This is a genomic window from Thiobacillus sp. SCUT-2 (genome assembly GCF_035621355.1).
GTDB classification, from domain to species: Bacteria; Pseudomonadota; Gammaproteobacteria; order Burkholderiales; family Thiobacillaceae; genus Thiobacillus; species Thiobacillus sedimenti.
In genome coordinates, this window is sequence record NZ_CP141769.1 from 1,781,585 (window position 1) to 1,796,929 (window position 15,345).

The following is a 15,345-nucleotide window of genomic DNA, read 5'->3' on the forward strand; positions in this document are numbered from 1 at the left end:
GCCCGCGCCACGCCGTTGGCGGCGCGGCGAAGGGACGGCTACACTTTTCCGGGAAAACGGCCGTTAAGGCGTCAGGCACCATGCCTGGCCCCGGAGGGACCTCATGAACACCGTCATCGACTGCTTGAGCACCCGGCCGCGCCCGCGGCGCTTGTCATGGATCCGGGCTACCCGCTGATCCTCGCCAGTTCGCTGGTCATCGGCGTCATCGCCGGGATCGTCATGCATCGCGCCGACTTCTGCGTCACGGCGTCGTTTCGCGACATGTTCCTGTTCCGGGACTTTTTCCTGATGCGCCAGATGGTCCTGGTCGTCGTCGTCAGCATGGCCCTGTTCGAGTTCGGCCGCCTCAGCGGCCTGATCGCGGCGCAGCCCTTTCCGCTGCTCGGGACGCCTTCGCTGGCCAATGCCATCGGCGGCTTCATTTTCGGCATCGGCATGGTGCTGGCCGGCGGCTGCGTCACCGGCACCCTCTACAAGCTCGGGAGCGGCAGCGCCGCGAGCGGCCTGGCCTTCGTCGGCATGCTGGCCGGCTCCGCCGCCTACGCCGAAATCCATCCGCAGTGGAGTGCGTTTGCCCGAGCCACGGCCCTCGCCCGGGACGTCGTCACGGTGCCGCAATGGCTCGGCCTCTCCCCGTCCGCCCTCTTGCTTCCGATCGCGCTGGCCGGGGCCGCCTGGCTGGCGCGCGAATTCCGCGCCGGCCGGATGCAGCGGCCCGGCTTCGCCGTCGGCCATCTCGCCCCGTGGCGGGCGGCCGTCGTGCTCGCCCTGCTCGGCTTCGCCTCCTATGTCCTGATCGGCATGCCCATGGGCATCACGACCGCCTACACCAAGCTCGGCGCGAATATCGAGGCGCTGTTCGCGCCGGGCCATGTCAGCCACCTTGCCTATTTCGCGCTGCAGCCGCTGGACTACACCCCACCCTTCGCCGACCACGCCGTCCAGGGCGGCCCCGGCCCCCGGTTCGATGCCATCGGCGCCATCCAGTACCCGCTGATCCTCGGCATTGCCGGGGGCGCCATGGCGTCGGCGATGCAGCTCGGCGAATGGCGCCTGCACTGGCGGCTGCCGCCGCGCCAGTTCGTCTCCGCCCTCGCCGGCGGACTGCTGATCGGGCTGGCCGCGCGCATGGTTCCCTCGTGCAATCTCTGGCATCTGTGGGGCGGCCTGCCCATCCTTGCGCTGCAGAGCCTGCTGTTCCTCGCGGGCCTGTTGCCTGGCACCTGGGCCGGCAGCCGCCTGCTCGCCCGATTCGTGATACGGTAGCGCCCCATGCAGACCATCGACATCGACATTCGAGGCCAGATCTGCCCCTCCTGCCTGCTGCTGACGCTCAAGGAGGTCAACCAGAACAGCAGCGCGATCCGCGAGGGAAACGCTGAAATCGTCGTGACGACCGACGACCGCCAGGCCACGGCGACCATCCCCGCCACCGTGGGCCGCATGGGATTCCGCACCGAGGTCACCCGCCTGGACGCTGCCTACCGGATCCGCGTTTTCGGCGGCGACTGAGGAAAGCCGAGACCCGATGCCGAGCGAGAAGGACGCCCTCCGCTACATCCGCGCCAAGGTCGACCAATTGCTGGCGGTCATCGGGACCCTGCCGTTGCGCCCCGAGGAGCTCGACGACGACATGCTGATCGAGCTCGACCCCATCGGCATCGTCGCGGACTCCTTCACGCAGGTGATCGCCCACCTCAATACGACGAACCATCGGCTCGATCTCGCGACACGCGAGATCCGCGCCATCTTCGACACCCTGGGCGCGGCGGTCCTCGTCCTCGACCTCCACAACCGCATCGAAGACTGCAACCGCCAGGCCCTCGACTGGCTGTTCGACGGCGCCGCGCGGGACCGGATCATCGGCCGTCCGGCCGCCGACATGGCCCCCCTGGCCGGCATGCTGGCGGCGATCGGCGAAGCCGCGAATGAGCTGCCGCGCATCGTCGCGATCGGTGCACGGGATCTCCAGCTGGTCTCCTCGCGCATCCTTGACGAAACGGGCAGCCACGCGAAGACCGTCGTGCTGTTCACCGACATCACCCAGCAGAAGGAAAACGCGCGCCATCTGGAGCTCTATGCCAGGATCTTCAGCGACGTCGGCGAAGGCATCCTGATCACCGACGCCGACAACCGCATCGTCGAGGTCAACGCCGCGGTCAGCCGCATCACCGGCTTCCCGCGGGACGAACTGATCGGCACCTCGCCCGCGATCCTCAAATCCGGCCTGCACGAGCCGGCCTTCTACGAGGCCATGTGGCACGCGCTGCGGCAGACGGGCCGCTGGCACGGCGAGACCCTCAACCGCGCCCGCGACGGCCGCATCGTCCCGGTGCTGCAGACGATCAGCGAAGTCCGCGATGCCGACGGCGCGCTGACGCACCACATCTCGGTCATGACCGACATTTCGTCGATCAAGGAAACGCAGAGCCGGCTCGACTTCCTCGCCCATCACGACGCCTTGACCGAGCTGCCGAACCGCCTGCTGTTCGGCGACCGGCTGCAGCACCTCATCGCGCGTGCCGTGCGCAACGGCGACGCCGTGGCCCTCCTCTTCATCGATCTCGACCACTTCAAGAACATCAACGACAGCCTCGGCCACCACGTCGGGGACCAGCTGCTGGTCGAGGCGGCCCAGCGGCTCCGCAGCCTGGTGCGGCGCTCGGATACGCTGGCGCGGCTGGGCGGGGACGAGTTCGTCGTCCTGATGGAGGACCAGGCTTCGCACGCGGCTGCCGTCAGCCTGGCCGACAAGATCGTGACCGCCTTCAAGCAGCCCTTCCAGGTCGGCGGCATCGACCTGCACGTCCGCTGCAGCATCGGGATCACGCTCTATCCCGAGGATGGCGCCGACGCGATCACGCTGCTGAAGAACGCGGATACCGCCATGTATCGCGCCAAGGATGCGGGACGCGACGGCCACGTGCGCTACAACGCGGAGCTGTCGGCGGCCGCCCGCAGCAGGATCGAGCTCGACAGGGCCCTGCGCGCCGCGGTGCAAGACGGCGGCTTCGCGCTCCACTACCAGCCCATCGTGGACATCGCGCACGGCCGGGTCATTGCATGCGAAGCGCTGATCCGCTGGCCGGGCGGGCCGGCCGGCGCCCGGACGCCCGACGTCTTCATCCCGCTCGCGGAGGAAAACCGCCTGATCGTGCCGCTCGGCGAATGGATCCTGCGCGAGGCCCTGGCGAGCATGCGCACCTGGCGCAGCAACGGACTCAAGCTCGATTACATCTCGGTCAACATCTCCGCGGTGCAGCTCGCGCAGCCCGACTTCGCCGACCGGGTCATCGCACTGCTGCAGGAAAGCGGCCTGCCGGGCCAGCGGCTGCAGATCGAGCTGACCGAAAACGTGCTGCTGCGTGACATCGAACTATGCGGATGGGTGCTGAGCCAGCTGCGCGAGCACGGCATCCGCGTCGCCATCGACGACTTCGGCACGGGCTATTCCTCGCTCAGCTACCTGAAGCAGTTGCCGATCGACAATCTCAAGATCGATCGCTCGTTCGTGCGCGACATCCCGACCGACGCCAACGACTGCGCGATCGCCACCGCCATCATCGCGCTGGCCAGTTCACTGGGCCTCGATGCGATTGCCGAAGGCATCGAAACCTCCGTCCAGCAGACGTATCTGGCGCAGATCGGCTGCACCAAGGTGCAAGGCTTCCTTCACTCGGAACCGGTCGCTGCCGACGCCTTCGCCGCCTTCGCCTCCCGCCTCCAGCAAGCCCACCCCGACGACGGCATCAAGGCTCTCGGCTAGGCGGCGAGCCGTCCTGCAGCAGGCCCTGGCGCGCGAACAGCCAGAGCTGTCGCCACATCGCTTCCAGCAGCCGCTCCGGCGCCGGCACGCTCCCCGCCTGCGCAAGCGCGGCTCGCATGAGGTCGAGCAGTTGATCGATCGTCCGGCTGCCGTCGAGGGCGGCGAGCAGGGCGCGGCCCGGCACGTCGAGATCGAGCGCCACATGGCGCGCGCCGCTCACCACCCATCCGGGCGTCCCCGCCTGCTGTCGCGCCAGCGCATGCGCGCACGGGCGTTTGGGCGGCGCATGCCCCGTGGGGCCTTCCCACACCGTCGGCATCACGCCGTGCGCCATCGCCAGCGCGAAAAGGGCGTCGCCGAACGCGGCTGCGTCGGCCGGCGGCTCCGCACCGTATTCCTGCAGCAGCGCACGCGCGGCTGCCAGCAGCTCAGCGTAGGCGATCGCCTGCGGATAGCGCGCCGCCAGCACCATCACGGCCGCCTTCAGGAGCGGTTCCCCGACCCGGAAGGCGTTGCCGGCCGGATTGACGAACGCCTGTTCGATAGCGTCCTCCAGATCGATTTCCTCGTCGCTGCGCAGGTCGGCGCAGAACGCCAGCGTGCCCAGGGCCCTGGCCTGCGGCGGATGGGCGCAGGCCGCATCGGCGCGCGCGATGAGGGCACGGCGAAAGCGCGTGCCGAAAGCGTCGTCGAGCGCGCACTCGGCATCGATCCAGCGCCCTGTCATGCCCTCGGGGGCCAGCCCCCAGGCATCCTCGAGCTCGACCACCGCGTTGCGGGGCCCGGCTTCGCCGACGTAACGCAGACCGTGCGCGTCGAGCTGCGTCGCGAAATCGGAAAACCCGATCGGTGCGTTGAACTCCGCGAGGTATTCGTGGAACAGATAGGAGGGCGCCGCACCTTTCAGATAGGCGATCTCCTTCAGCAGCAGCGGATCGCGCCATTCCGCCTGCAGGTCGTCGAGTACGCGCAGCGCCCGGGCGTAGCGCGCCGGCGCCGGCAGGCCCGCCGCCGTGCGCTCGACGAGGGCGGCGCGTAGCGGCAGCAGGGGCGTCCAGCCGGCCGCGACATTGAAGCTGACATAGGCGAGGCCCCGCGGCACCAGGTGGCGGCGGCAGACGTCGAGCAGTGCGGCCTGCACCGCAGGCGGCACCCACGAAAACACGCCGTGCGCAATGATGTAGTCGAACTCGCCGAGATCGGCGGGCAGCGCGGCCAGATCGCCGTGCAGGATACGGACATTGGCAAGCCCCAGGCTGCGGATGAACGCAGCGCCGGCCTCGGCCTGCACGCGTGACAACTCGACGCCGACGCACTCGCAATCGGGCCAGCGCCAGGCCAGCGGGATCAGGTTGCCGCCCTGGGCGCAGCCCAGTTCGAGGATGCGCGCGCGGCGCGGATCGGGCGACTCGAAGCCATGCAGCCGCGCGATGGCCGCCAGGAAATCCGGCTGGGTTTCCGGCAGCGGCAGGCTGTCGTAGGGCAGTTCGTCGTAGCTGGCGAGGGTGACCATGGCACGAATTGTGCCGCATCGCGCGGAAATGAGTGGTGAGTGGTGAGTGGTGAGTGGTGAGTGGTGAGTGGTGAGTGGTGAGTGGTGAGTGGTGAGTGGTGAGTGGTGAGTGGTGAGTGGTGAGTGGTGAGTGGTGAGTGGTGAGCGGTGAGCGGTGAGCGGTGAGCGGTGAGCGGTGATGGCTACCGCTTACCCTTGACTCCTTCCCCTCACCTTCAATGCCCGCGCGACCCCGGCTTGGAGGAGAACAGCGCGGCCTGCGGACGCGGCTTGCGCGGCTGCGCGGGGTGATTCGCCCCGGCGCGGTCGGGCGCTGGCCTGGCCGCCGGCTTGGCACCGCCCGCGGGCTTGCCCTGCGGCGCACGCCCCGAGGCGTTGCGGCTGCCGGGCTGCGCCGGCCTGGACGGCTGCCCTTGGCGCGGGCCATTGTTCTGGCGCGGCGCGCCACGTCCCTGCGGCGGGCGCGGCGGGCGTTCGTCGGACATCAGGTCGGCCTTGGCTGGCGGCACGAAGCCGGGTTCGATCTCGACGCGGACGATCGAACGCTTGATCAGCTTCTCGATGTCGCGCAGGTAGCCCATTTCCTCGTCGTCCACCAGCGACAGCGCCGAGCCCGTGGCCCCGGCGCGGCCGGTGCGGCCGATGCGGTGGACGTAATCCTCCGGCACGTTGGGCAGCTCGAAGTTGACCACCTGCGGCAGCTGGTCGATGTCGATGCCGCGCGCGGCGATGTCGGTCGCCACCAGCACGCGCACGCTGCCATCCTTGAAGCTCGCCAGCGCCTTGGTGCGCGCGGACTGGCTCTTGTTGCCGTGGATCGCGGCGGCGGTGATGCCGTCCTTGATCAGTTTCTCGGCGAGCTTGTTGGCGCCGTGCTTGGTGCGGGTGAACACCAGCACCTGCTGCCAGTCGTGGTGCTTGATCAGGTGCGCCAGCAGGTCGCGCTTGTGCGCCTGCGGCACGCGGTGCATCGACTGCTCGACCACTTCCACCGTGGTGTTGCGGCGTGCGACCTCGACGCTCTTCGGGTTGTGCAGCAGACCGTTGGCGAGCGTGCGGATCTCGTCGGAGAAGGTTGCCGAGAACAGCAGGTTCTGCCGCGTTTTTGGCAGCACGGCGAGCACCTTCTTGATGTCGCGGATGAAGCCCATGTCGAGCATGCGGTCGGCTTCGTCGAGCACGAGGATCTCGACGCCGGACAGGTCGACCGTCTTCTGCCCGACGTGATCGAGCAGGCGGCCCGGCGTGGCGACCAGGATGTCGACGCGCGACTTCAGCGCCTTGAACTGCGGATTGATGTTGACGCCGCCGAACATCACCATCGAGGTGAGCGACAGGTACTTGCCATAGGTCTTGACCGATTCCTCGACCTGCGCGGCGAGTTCGCGTGTCGGCACCAGGATCAGGCAGCGCGGACGGCCGGGCTTAGGCGCCTGCGCAGCGCGCGTCGACAGATGGTGCAGGATCGGCAGGGTGAAGCCGGCTGTCTTGCCGGTGCCGGTCTGCGCCGCGGCGAGCAGGTCGCCACCTTGCAGCACCTGCGGAATCGCCTGCGCCTGGATCGGGGTGGGCGTGGTGTAGCCGGCGTCGGCAATGGCACGCAGGATGGGGTCGGCCAGCGCGAGGCCGGCAAAGGTGTTTTCAACAGTCATGGGGTTTCCTGCGACGGCCCGTTGCACTGGCGGCAACACCAATCGAGGCAGACGGAGATGATCGCGAGATCGCTGCAAAAACCCGCAACGATTGGTGGAAGCGGGCTGCCCGGCATGAAGTTCCGGACGGGACGTATTCGGGATGGTGGGCAGTACAAGGTTCGAACTTGTGACCCCTGCCGTGTGAAGGCAGTGCTCTACCGCTGAGCTAACTGCCCCCGAGGGCTGCGGTAACGACAGCGGCGCGAATTAAACCACAGGCACGCGGGCGAGGTCAATTTCACGGGCCGCAATCCAGTAAAATAGAGCCTTTTTCGCTCGGCCCCGTTCATGATCCGCACCCGCTTCGCCCCCTCCCCCACCGGCTACCTGCACATCGGCGGCGCCCGCACCGCGCTGTTCTCGTGGGCGTTCGCGCGGCATCACGGCGGCCAGTTCATCCTGCGCATCGAGGACACCGACATCGCGCGCTCGACCCCGGAGGCGGTGCAGGCGATCCTCGACGGCATGGCCTGGCTCGACCTCAGCCACGACGAAGGCCCGTTCTACCAGACCAAGCGCCTGTACCGCTACAAGGAAGTGATCGAGCAGATGCTCGCCGCTGGCCAGGCCTATTACTGCTACTGCAGCCCGGAAGAACTCGACGCGATGCGCGAGGCGCAGCGCGCACGCGGCGAAAAACCGCGCTACGACGGCCGCTGGCGCCCCGAGTCGGGCAAGGAACTGCCGGTGCCGCCGTCCGGCGTGCAGCCGGTGGTGCGCTTCCGCAACCCGACCGAGGGCACGGTGGCGTGGAAAGACCTGGTCAAGGGCACGATCGAGTTTTCGAATGCGGAGCTCGACGACCTCATCATCGCGCGCGCCGACGGGACGCCGACCTACAACTTCTGCGTCGTGGTCGACGACTGGGACATGAAGATCACCCACGTCATCCGCGGCGACGACCACGTCAACAACACCCCGCGCCAGATCAACATCCTCAAGGCGCTCGGCGCGACCATCCCGCAGTACGCCCATCTTTCGATGATCCTCGGCGACGACGGCACCAAGCTCTCGAAGCGTCACGGCGCGGTGTCGGTGATGCAGTACGCCGACGACGGCTACCTGCCGGAGGCGGTCGTCAACTACCTCGCGCGGCTCGGCTGGTCGCATGGCGACGCCGAACTGTTCAGCCGCGAGCAGTTCGTGCAGTGGTTCGACCTCGACCACATCACGCCTTCGGCGGCGCAGTTCAACACGGAGAAGCTGCGCTGGCTCAACCAGCAGTACATCAAGGCGGCCGACGACGCGCGGCTGGCGGACCTGGCGCGCCCCTTCCTGATCCGCAACGGCGCCGCGCTGGACGACGGCCCCGACCTCGTGGCCGTGGTCGCGCTGGTCAAGGAGCGCGCCGCGACGATCGAGGAGCTCGCCGACGCCGCCACCCTGTTCTACCGCACGCTGCACCCGACGCCCGAACTGCTGGCGCAGCACGTCACGCCCGAAGTGCTGCCGGCGCTGGCCGATCTCGTATCCCGCCTCGAAGCCCTGACCTGGGAACGCAGCGCCATCAGTGCCGCGTTCAAGGAAACGCTCGCGGCGCACGGCCTCAAGATGCCCAAGCTGGCGATGCCGGTGCGCGTGCTGGTGACGGGCGAGCCGCAGACGCCGGCGATCGACGCGACGCTGGAGCTGATCGGCAGGGAGAAGGTGATTGCCCGCCTGAGAGCGGCCTTGTAAGGGCGCCACAAGCGCATTCGAATTCGCTATAATGCGCGCTGTTTTTCGCCGGCGTAGCTCAGTTGGTAGAGCAGCGCATTCGTAATGCGAAGGTCGTCAGTTCGATTCCGATCGCCGGCACCAGTTGTAGGAAAAACGCCGCTCTCCGAGCGGCGTTTTTTTATGGCTGCAGCGAGCGGGCCTGCGGCAGCAGCGCATCGAGGCGGCAAGGCTTGTGGACGGCATAGCCCTGGGCATAGTCGACGCCGAGCTCGCGCAGCGCCTGGAGGATCATCGGCGATTCGACGTATTCGGCGACGGTGCGCAGGCCGAGCGAATGCCCGACGTCGTTCATGGATTTCACCATCGCGTAGTCCGCCGGGTTCTCCAGCATGTCCTGCACGAAGCTGCCGTCGATCTTGAGCGCGTCGGTGCGCAGGTTCTTCAGGTGCGCATAGGACGTGAAGCCGCTGCCGAAGTCGTCCAGCGAGAACTTGCAGCCGTAGCGCCGCACTTCGCGGATGAATTCCTGCGCGGCGCCATAGCTGCCGATGGCTGCGGTTTCCGTGATCTCGAAGGTGAGCTTGTCCGCCGGGAGCCGGCTGTCGTTCAGCGCCTTGCGCAGGAAAGCCACGACCTCCGGATGGTTCAGCGAGGTGGCGGACAGGTTGATGGCGAAGCCGCCGAGCGCATCGAAATGTGGCCGATGCGCCCCGATCCATTCGAATACGTTGCGCATGACCCAGATGTCGATCTCGTGTGCGCGCTGCAATCGCTCGGCAGCCGGGATGAAATGCATCGGGTCGACCGCGATCCCCGGCTCGCCCTCGATCCCGAGCAGGATCTCGTAGTACGGCGCGAGACCGGCATCGTCCGCGATCGGGCGCACCTGCTGGCAGCGCAGGTGCAGCCCGCCGCCCTTGAGGAAGGTGTCGATCCGCCCGGCCCAGTCCATGAGGGATTCCTGGGACTGCACCAGCTTGCCGGCCTGCTCGTAGACCTGCATGCGATTGCGCCCGAGCGCCTTGGCGGTGAGGCACGCGGAGTCGGCGCGGCGCACCGCCTCGACGGCGCTCAGACTGGCGGGAGAATACTCGGCGATGCCGACATTGAAGCCGAGGCTGTAGCGGTGTGGTCCATGGTCGAACGGATGATCCTTGAGATCCTCCAGCAGCCGCTCGATCGCCTGGCAGCCGTCGGCACGCCTGCAATCCGGCAGCAGCAGCGCCAGCGTGTCGTCGCGGAATGCGGCGACGACCGCGTCGGGCCCGACAAGGGACCGCACCTTCTCGGCCAGCACGCGCGACAGCGCCTCGGCCGCCTCGACGCCGCAGGTGTTGGTGATCATGCGGAACTGGTCGAACTCGACGATGCCGACGGCGTGCACCTGCCCGTCGTCCGCGGGCACGGCGAGCTGCTCGAGGCGCTGCAGGAAACCCCTGCGATTGAGCAGTCCCGTGACCGGGTCGAGCATCGCCTGCTGCACCAGATGCCGGTAGGTTTCGTCGAACAGCGACTGCTCGGAGCGTTCGATCAGCGGCAGATCCAGATCCTTGCCCGGCTTGGCCTCGCCGCCCTGGATCCGTCGCGACAATTCCGCGAGGGTGAACTCGCGCTTCTCGGTGGCGGATCGGTTGGCGAAGGCACACCCGAAGGGCGGCTGGCTGACCCAGATGAGTTGCATCGGCACCGGGCTGCCGTCCAGGGCGATTTCCCACCAGGTTCCGACGCGCAGGCCGTCGACCAAGGGGGGGCTTCGCACCTCATCCGGCGGGGCATGCAGGCGGCCTGGCGGGATGCGGATCTGCCCCGCGGCACCCGCGGCCGGATTGGACAGCTTATCCGCCAGCTCCCCGGCAAACGCCGTCGCCAGGGCGGTGTCGACGTTGACGGCCGCCAGGCCCTGCTCGATCGCGTCGAGCAGGGCCTGACGTACCGTCGCAGGGGCGGGATCCCCGCCGTCCGCCGCAAGCAAGGCGAAGAGTCGGTCGAGCACCGCCAGCGCCGCCTGCACGGCCGGCCCCTGCAAACCTTCGCGCATCTCCAGCAGCACCAGGTGCTGGCGCCAGCCGGCGTCGAGAAGACGCAGCAGGGCGGCGGGCACGGTCTTCCCCGCCAGCCGCGCTTCCAGCGCCTCGTTGACGCGCAGGCGGGCCATGCGGACGCGCTCGCGGCCCTCGCTCGCCTCCTGCAGGCGCGCGACGCGGGTCCTGCGGATCTGCAGAATCGGCGGCAGCACCTTGTCGAGGCTGTCCCGAACGGCCTCGAACACGCCCGGATCCGCATCGGCGCGGCTGCAGATGCGGTCGACCAGCAGATAGAGGAAGCGCTGCAGCTTGGGATCGAAGAAGCGGCCCTTGTCGTCCGCCGCAGCAGCGAATTGCTCGATGCGATCGAGCACCTGGCGGGCAGGATGGTCGGGCATCGACGGAAAGCGCGCATCCTGCAGCGCCAGCTTGAGCAGCGGGCGCTCGAGGCGCTTGATCAGCGCGTCGAGGTCCGAACTCGGCACGAGGTCCTCGCGGGCGCGCTGGAACAGTCCCGACGCGGTCTCCAGAACCCGGCGATGTGCCGGCGCAACGGCCCGCGCACCGTCGGGCGCCACGATGCCGGACCGGATCAGGTTCTGCAGCGAAACGGCCGCCGAACCGTCCGTCCCCGCCTGGCTCGTCGCGGGCAGGCCGTCCAGGGCCCCCAGCAGGTCCGCCAGGCTGGCATGCGGAGCGGCCGGCGCAGAAGCTCCGCCCGTCTGACGATCCGCCCGTCCCGCAGCCTGTTGCAGGCGATCGACGACGTGCAGCAAGGGCGCGTCCGGGGTGGCGCGCGGCACCCGCCCCGCCGGCGCCGGGCGCGGCGACGCAGGCGCGAGCGCCGCCAGAATGCGGTCGAGGCTGTAGTCGGCCGGCTCGCCCGCCGGCGCCGTGGCGCCGGCGCCCTGCCCATACAGGCTGTTCAACGCATCCGCGACGCCCGCGAGGTCGGCGGCGGCACGATCCGCCCGGCCTGCATCGGGTGTCGGCGCAGGCGCCCGCTCGTTCGGCGGCACGGCGACCGGTTCCACCGACGCGACGGTCTCGTTGAGCTGCCGGTAGAGCGCCGGACCATGGCGGACCAGCGCCTCCCCAAGCGCCTTGTAGAGCACGTTCCGCATCGGATTGGAGAAATCCAGCGCCTGGATCGCGCCCTGGAACGTGCGGCCGATCACTTCCGGCCCGAACGGATTGTTCCTGCGATCGACGGCGACGCCCGCGAGCCGGCTGTAGCGGCGTTCGAAGCCATCGAGCTGCACGGCCAGCTCGGTCTCGACCGGACGGATGACCGCCGACAGGTTGAGCCAGTCCTCGAACTCCGCCTCTTCGACCAGGGCAAGGCGCGGCTTGCCTTCGGCGCCGCGCGGATCGTGCTCCACGGGCTCGACATGCTGAACGCGCTCGCGCAGGGTGTCGAAGAAGCCGCTCTCGATGCGGCCGCGCTCGCGGGCCAGTTCCTCGGCACCGTATTCGTAGCGGGAGCGCTCGAGGAAGGTGAACTGCTCCTGGCCGGCTTCCCTGAGGTGCTCGCCGGCCTCTTGGAACACGTCCTGCATCACGGCGTCGAGGAATCCCCGCAGATGGCTGGTGCAGGCCTGCTTCATGACCTCGGCGTCGCGGGAGTCCAACGCGCTGGCCGGCGCGCGCGCGGCCGCCCTACCAGGCGGTCCGCCCGCCAGACGAAGCGCGCGCAGCGCGCCTTCCGGCATCGCCGGAACGAAGATGCCGACGCCGACGGACGAGGCGTGCGCGACGCGGCCATCGCAGCGGTAGACGACCGTGTTTCCCGCCGCGAAGCTCACCTGGACCGGTGTGCCGGCCAGCGCCTGGAGGGCTTCATCCGGCGTCTGACCGCCCGGGAAGACGAGGTAGAGCCCGGTCAGGCAATAGTCGCGGATCTCGGCAGAGATGGCCGAGCCTTCGCCGAACCGCACGTGCGCCGACTGCGCGGTCGGCTGCCGCGCGTAGCGGCGCTTTTCCCGCCCGCCGGCTTCGATAGGAGCAAGGCCCATGTGATGCTGAGTGTTCAAGTGGCGTGACCGTACCGGGACGACCCCCTTATCCGCAAGTAACGGCGGATATCCGGCGCGCTGCAGGGCTGGCGTGGAAAAAAATCGCGGGGAGCCCAGGGGGCAACGGCCGCCGCGCTACGCCCCGCCGAGGCCGATGAGGAGCACGTCGCAGGGCGCGGCGAACGCCACGTCCTTGCTGACGCTGCCCAGCATCCAGTCCTGCAGTCCGCCGCCATGGCCGTGCCGTCCCAACACGACAAGATCGGCGTGGCAATCCTCGATGCACTGGCAGATGGCGGCCGGCGAAAATCCAGGCTGCACCCGTCGGGCGACGGATGCGCCGTGCTCCACATGCGCCAGCAAGGTGTCCAGCTGCGTTTCGGCATCACCGCGCAGCCGGTTGAGCCAGACGGTGACGTCCGCCTGGTTGCGCTTCGCCCGGCGCAGGCGCTGTTCCACCTCGCTGCCGAGGACATGCAGCGCCAAGACCGGTGCGCCGTCGGCCAGCCGAAGCGCATGCTCGACCACGGCCGCGGAAACGGGCGAGAAGTCGACCGCCGCCAGCACCTGCTGGTAGGGCGTGTCCGCGGCACGCCGGACGAGCAGGACGGGGCAGGCCGCGAGCCGCAGCAGGCGGGAGGCAGTCGAGCCCAGGAAGAGGTCCATCAGCGTGTTCTCGCCGCGTGCCCCGGCGACGACGAGATCGGCGGCCACCTCCTGCGCGTAGGCGGCGATTTCGGCATGGGCGCGCCCGAGCCGTGTGGTGGCCTGGGCGCGGATGCCCCATTCGTCGGCGAGGCGGGCCGCCAGCGCCTCCAGGCGCGTCTGCTCGGCTTGCTGCAATTCCTGGTCGTAGTGGCCGAACTCGTCCGGGGCCATCGTCAGGCCCGGGTAGAGGTCGAGCGGGCGCACGACATTCAGCAGGTGCAGTTCGGCCTTGTGCGCCTGTGCGACCCGCGCGGCGCGCTGCACGGCCCGTTCGGCCGTGGCGGAAAAGTCCGTTGCGACGACGATGCAGCGAAGCGGGCCCATGGCAGTCTCCGGGTTGGCACGATGTGCAACACTCATGATAGACAGCGCGCCCGTCCCCGGGGGCGCTTGCCGATCTCAGCGCCGGGCGCCGGCCTGGCTGCGCGCGGCCAGGCCGGCCTCGTACCACGCCTTGCTGCGATTCGCCAGTTTCACCACCACCAGCATCACCGGCACCTCGATCAGCACGCCGACCACGGTGGCGAGTGCCGCGCCCGACTCGAAGCCGAACAGCGCGATCGCCGCCGCCACTGCCAGCTCGAAGAAGTTCGACGCGCCGATCAGCGCGGAGGGACAGGCGACGCTGTGCTTCTCGCCCGCTTTCCGGTTCAGCCAGAAGGCGAGCCCGGAGTTGAAGAACACCTGGATCAGGATGGGTACGGCAAGCAGCGCGATGACCCGCGGCTGCACGAGGATCTGCTCGCCCTGGAAGGCGAACAGCAGCACCAGCGTGGCGAGCAACGCGAGGATGGACAGGTGGCCCAGTCTCGCGAGCGTGGCGTCGAACGCCGCCTGCCCGCGCCTGAGCAAGGTCTTGCGCCACACCTGCGCGAGGATCACCGGAATCACGATGTACAGCAGCACCGAGAGAAACAGTGTGTCCCACGGCACCACGATCGCCGAGAGCCCCAGCAGCAGGCCGACGATGGGCGCGAAGGCGAAAATCATGATGGCGTCGTTCAGCGCCACCTGCGACAGCGTGAAATAGGGGTCGCCGCCGGTGAGCCGGCTCCACACGAAGACCATCGCCGTGCACGGCGCGGCCGCGAGCAGGATGAGGCCGGCGACGTAGCTGTCGAGCTGCCCGGCCGGCAACCAGGGCGCGAACAGGTGCCGGATGAAGAGCCACGCCAGCAGCGCCATCGAGAAGGGCTTGACCGCCCAGTTGACGAAGAGCGTGACGCCGATGCCCTTCCAGTGCGCCTTCACCTGGTGCAGCGCGCCGAAGTCGATCTTCATCAGCATGGGGACGATCATCACCCAGATCAGCAGGCCGACCGGGAGGTTCACCTGCGCCACTTCCATGCGCCCGAGCGCCTGGAACGGCGCGGGGAACAGCTGGCCCAGCGCGACGCCGGCGACGATGCACAGCGCGACCCACAGCGTGAGCCCGCGCTCGAACGCGCTCATCGGCGCACCTGCCGCCACCTTGGCCGTGACTTCACACTGTGCGCTCATCAAGCGAACGCCAGCAAGCTTGACGCGTCCATTCCGGTCAGGCGGCGGCCTTGAGGCCGAGTTTCTCGCGCACCGCCGCGACCAGGCGCGTACGGATGTCGTCGCGCACGGCGAGAAAACTCTGCAGCGGTTCGCCGTGCGGATCGTGGAACGGCAGGTGGATCGACGGAATCGGCCTGGGGAAGACCGGGCAGGCTTCCTTGGCGTTGTCGCACACGGTCACGACGAGATCGATATCTTCGCTCATCACCGCGTCGATGTCCTTCGGGTGCAGGCCCTCGGTGTCGAGGCCCGCGGCTTTCAGGGCGGCGATCGCGCCATCGGCGACCTTGGGCTGCGGCCGGGTGCCGGCGGACAGCGCGCGCACCTGGCCGGCGAGGTCATGGTTCAGCAGCACCTCGGCCATCTGCGAGCGGCAGGAATTGCCGGTGCACAGCACCAGCACGGTGTAGGGTGTGTTCAC

Annotated in this window: 10 protein-coding genes and 2 tRNA genes; 5 read left to right on the forward strand and 7 right to left on the reverse strand. The window is 68.7% G+C overall.

Annotation, left to right across the window (positions count from 1 at the left end):
- Nucleotides 1-156 precede the first annotated feature (156 nt).
- From VA613_RS08775 to VA613_RS08785, 3 genes are read left to right on the forward strand one after another with little or no spacing between them, the layout of a single operon-like run.
- Nucleotides 157-1,269, forward strand: a complete 1,113-nt coding sequence (locus VA613_RS08775) for a YeeE/YedE family protein (protein ID WP_324778723.1) — start codon at nt 157-159, stop codon at nt 1,267-1,269.
- A gap of 6 nt (nt 1,270-1,275) precedes the next feature.
- Nucleotides 1,276-1,515, forward strand: a complete 240-nt coding sequence (locus VA613_RS08780; RefSeq protein WP_324778724.1) for a sulfurtransferase TusA family protein — start codon at nt 1,276-1,278, stop codon at nt 1,513-1,515.
- Between the two features lie 16 nt (nt 1,516-1,531).
- Entirely contained in the window at nt 1,532-3,769 is a 2,238-nt protein-coding gene (locus tag VA613_RS08785; protein ID WP_324778725.1) for a putative bifunctional diguanylate cyclase/phosphodiesterase, read from the forward strand.
- Here the strand turns inward: VA613_RS08785 and VA613_RS08790 are convergent.
- The 3 genes from VA613_RS08790 to VA613_RS08800 form a co-directional block, all read right to left on the reverse strand.
- A complete protein-coding gene (locus tag VA613_RS08790) occupies nt 3,753-5,282 on the reverse strand; it encodes a class I SAM-dependent methyltransferase (RefSeq protein ID WP_324778726.1) in 1,530 nt (509 codons plus the stop codon). The genes VA613_RS08785 and VA613_RS08790 overlap by 17 nt on opposite strands.
- A gap of 215 nt (nt 5,283-5,497) precedes the next feature.
- Nucleotides 5,498-6,934: a DEAD/DEAH box helicase gene (locus VA613_RS08795; protein WP_324778727.1), complete on the reverse strand. Its 1,437-nt coding sequence runs from the start codon at nt 6,932-6,934 to the stop codon at nt 5,498-5,500.
- Between the two features lie 143 nt (nt 6,935-7,077).
- Nucleotides 7,078-7,152: transfer RNA gene (locus tag VA613_RS08800), tRNA-Val, on the reverse strand.
- 112 nt (nt 7,153-7,264) lie between these two features.
- Here VA613_RS08800 and gltX point away from each other — a divergent pair.
- Together gltX and VA613_RS08810 are read left to right on the forward strand one after the other, a co-directional pair.
- Nucleotides 7,265-8,653, forward strand: a complete 1,389-nt coding sequence (gltX, locus tag VA613_RS08805) for a glutamate--tRNA ligase (protein WP_324778728.1) — start codon at nt 7,265-7,267, stop codon at nt 8,651-8,653.
- 47 nt (nt 8,654-8,700) lie between these two features.
- Nucleotides 8,701-8,776, forward strand: a tRNA-Thr gene (locus VA613_RS08810).
- A 37-nt stretch (nt 8,777-8,813) separates the two neighbouring features.
- Here the strand turns inward: VA613_RS08810 and VA613_RS08815 are convergent.
- From VA613_RS08815 to VA613_RS08830, 4 genes are all read right to left on the reverse strand, one after another.
- Nucleotides 8,814-12,674: a DUF1631 family protein gene (locus tag VA613_RS08815; protein WP_324778729.1), complete on the reverse strand. Its 3,861-nt coding sequence runs from the start codon at nt 12,672-12,674 to the stop codon at nt 8,814-8,816.
- Between the two features lie 135 nt (nt 12,675-12,809).
- Nucleotides 12,810-13,706, reverse strand: coding sequence for a universal stress protein (locus VA613_RS08820; protein WP_324778730.1), 897 nt, complete (start codon nt 13,704-13,706; stop codon nt 12,810-12,812).
- A gap of 75 nt (nt 13,707-13,781) precedes the next feature.
- Complete coding sequence (gene arsB, locus VA613_RS08825; protein ID WP_324778731.1) at nt 13,782-14,882, reverse strand: ACR3 family arsenite efflux transporter; 1,101 nt, start codon at nt 14,880-14,882, stop codon at nt 13,782-13,784.
- Between the two features lie 37 nt (nt 14,883-14,919).
- On the reverse strand, nt 14,920-15,345 hold the full coding sequence (locus VA613_RS08830; protein ID WP_324778732.1) for an arsenate reductase ArsC: 426 nt from the start codon (nt 15,343-15,345) through the stop codon (nt 14,920-14,922).

Coding starts and splice junctions, on each gene's coding strand:
- VA613_RS08775 (WP_324778723.1), top strand. CDS start 157: ATGGATCCGGGCTACCCGCTGATCCTCGCCAGTTCGCTGGTCATCGGC.
- VA613_RS08780 (WP_324778724.1), top strand. CDS start 1,276: ATGCAGACCATCGACATCGACATTCGAGGCCAGATCTGCCCCTCCTGC.
- VA613_RS08785 (WP_324778725.1), top strand. CDS start 1,532: ATGCCGAGCGAGAAGGACGCCCTCCGCTACATCCGCGCCAAGGTCGAC.
- VA613_RS08790 (WP_324778726.1), bottom strand. CDS start 5,282: ATGGTCACCCTCGCCAGCTACGACGAACTGCCCTACGACAGCCTGCCG.
- VA613_RS08795 (WP_324778727.1), bottom strand. CDS start 6,934: ATGACTGTTGAAAACACCTTTGCCGGCCTCGCGCTGGCCGACCCCATC.
- gltX (WP_324778728.1), top strand. CDS start 7,265: ATGATCCGCACCCGCTTCGCCCCCTCCCCCACCGGCTACCTGCACATC.
- VA613_RS08815 (WP_324778729.1), bottom strand. CDS start 12,674: ATGGGCCTTGCTCCTATCGAAGCCGGCGGGCGGGAAAAGCGCCGCTAC.
- VA613_RS08820 (WP_324778730.1), bottom strand. CDS start 13,706: ATGGGCCCGCTTCGCTGCATCGTCGTCGCAACGGACTTTTCCGCCACG.
- arsB (WP_324778731.1), bottom strand. CDS start 14,882: ATGAGCGCACAGTGTGAAGTCACGGCCAAGGTGGCGGCAGGTGCGCCG.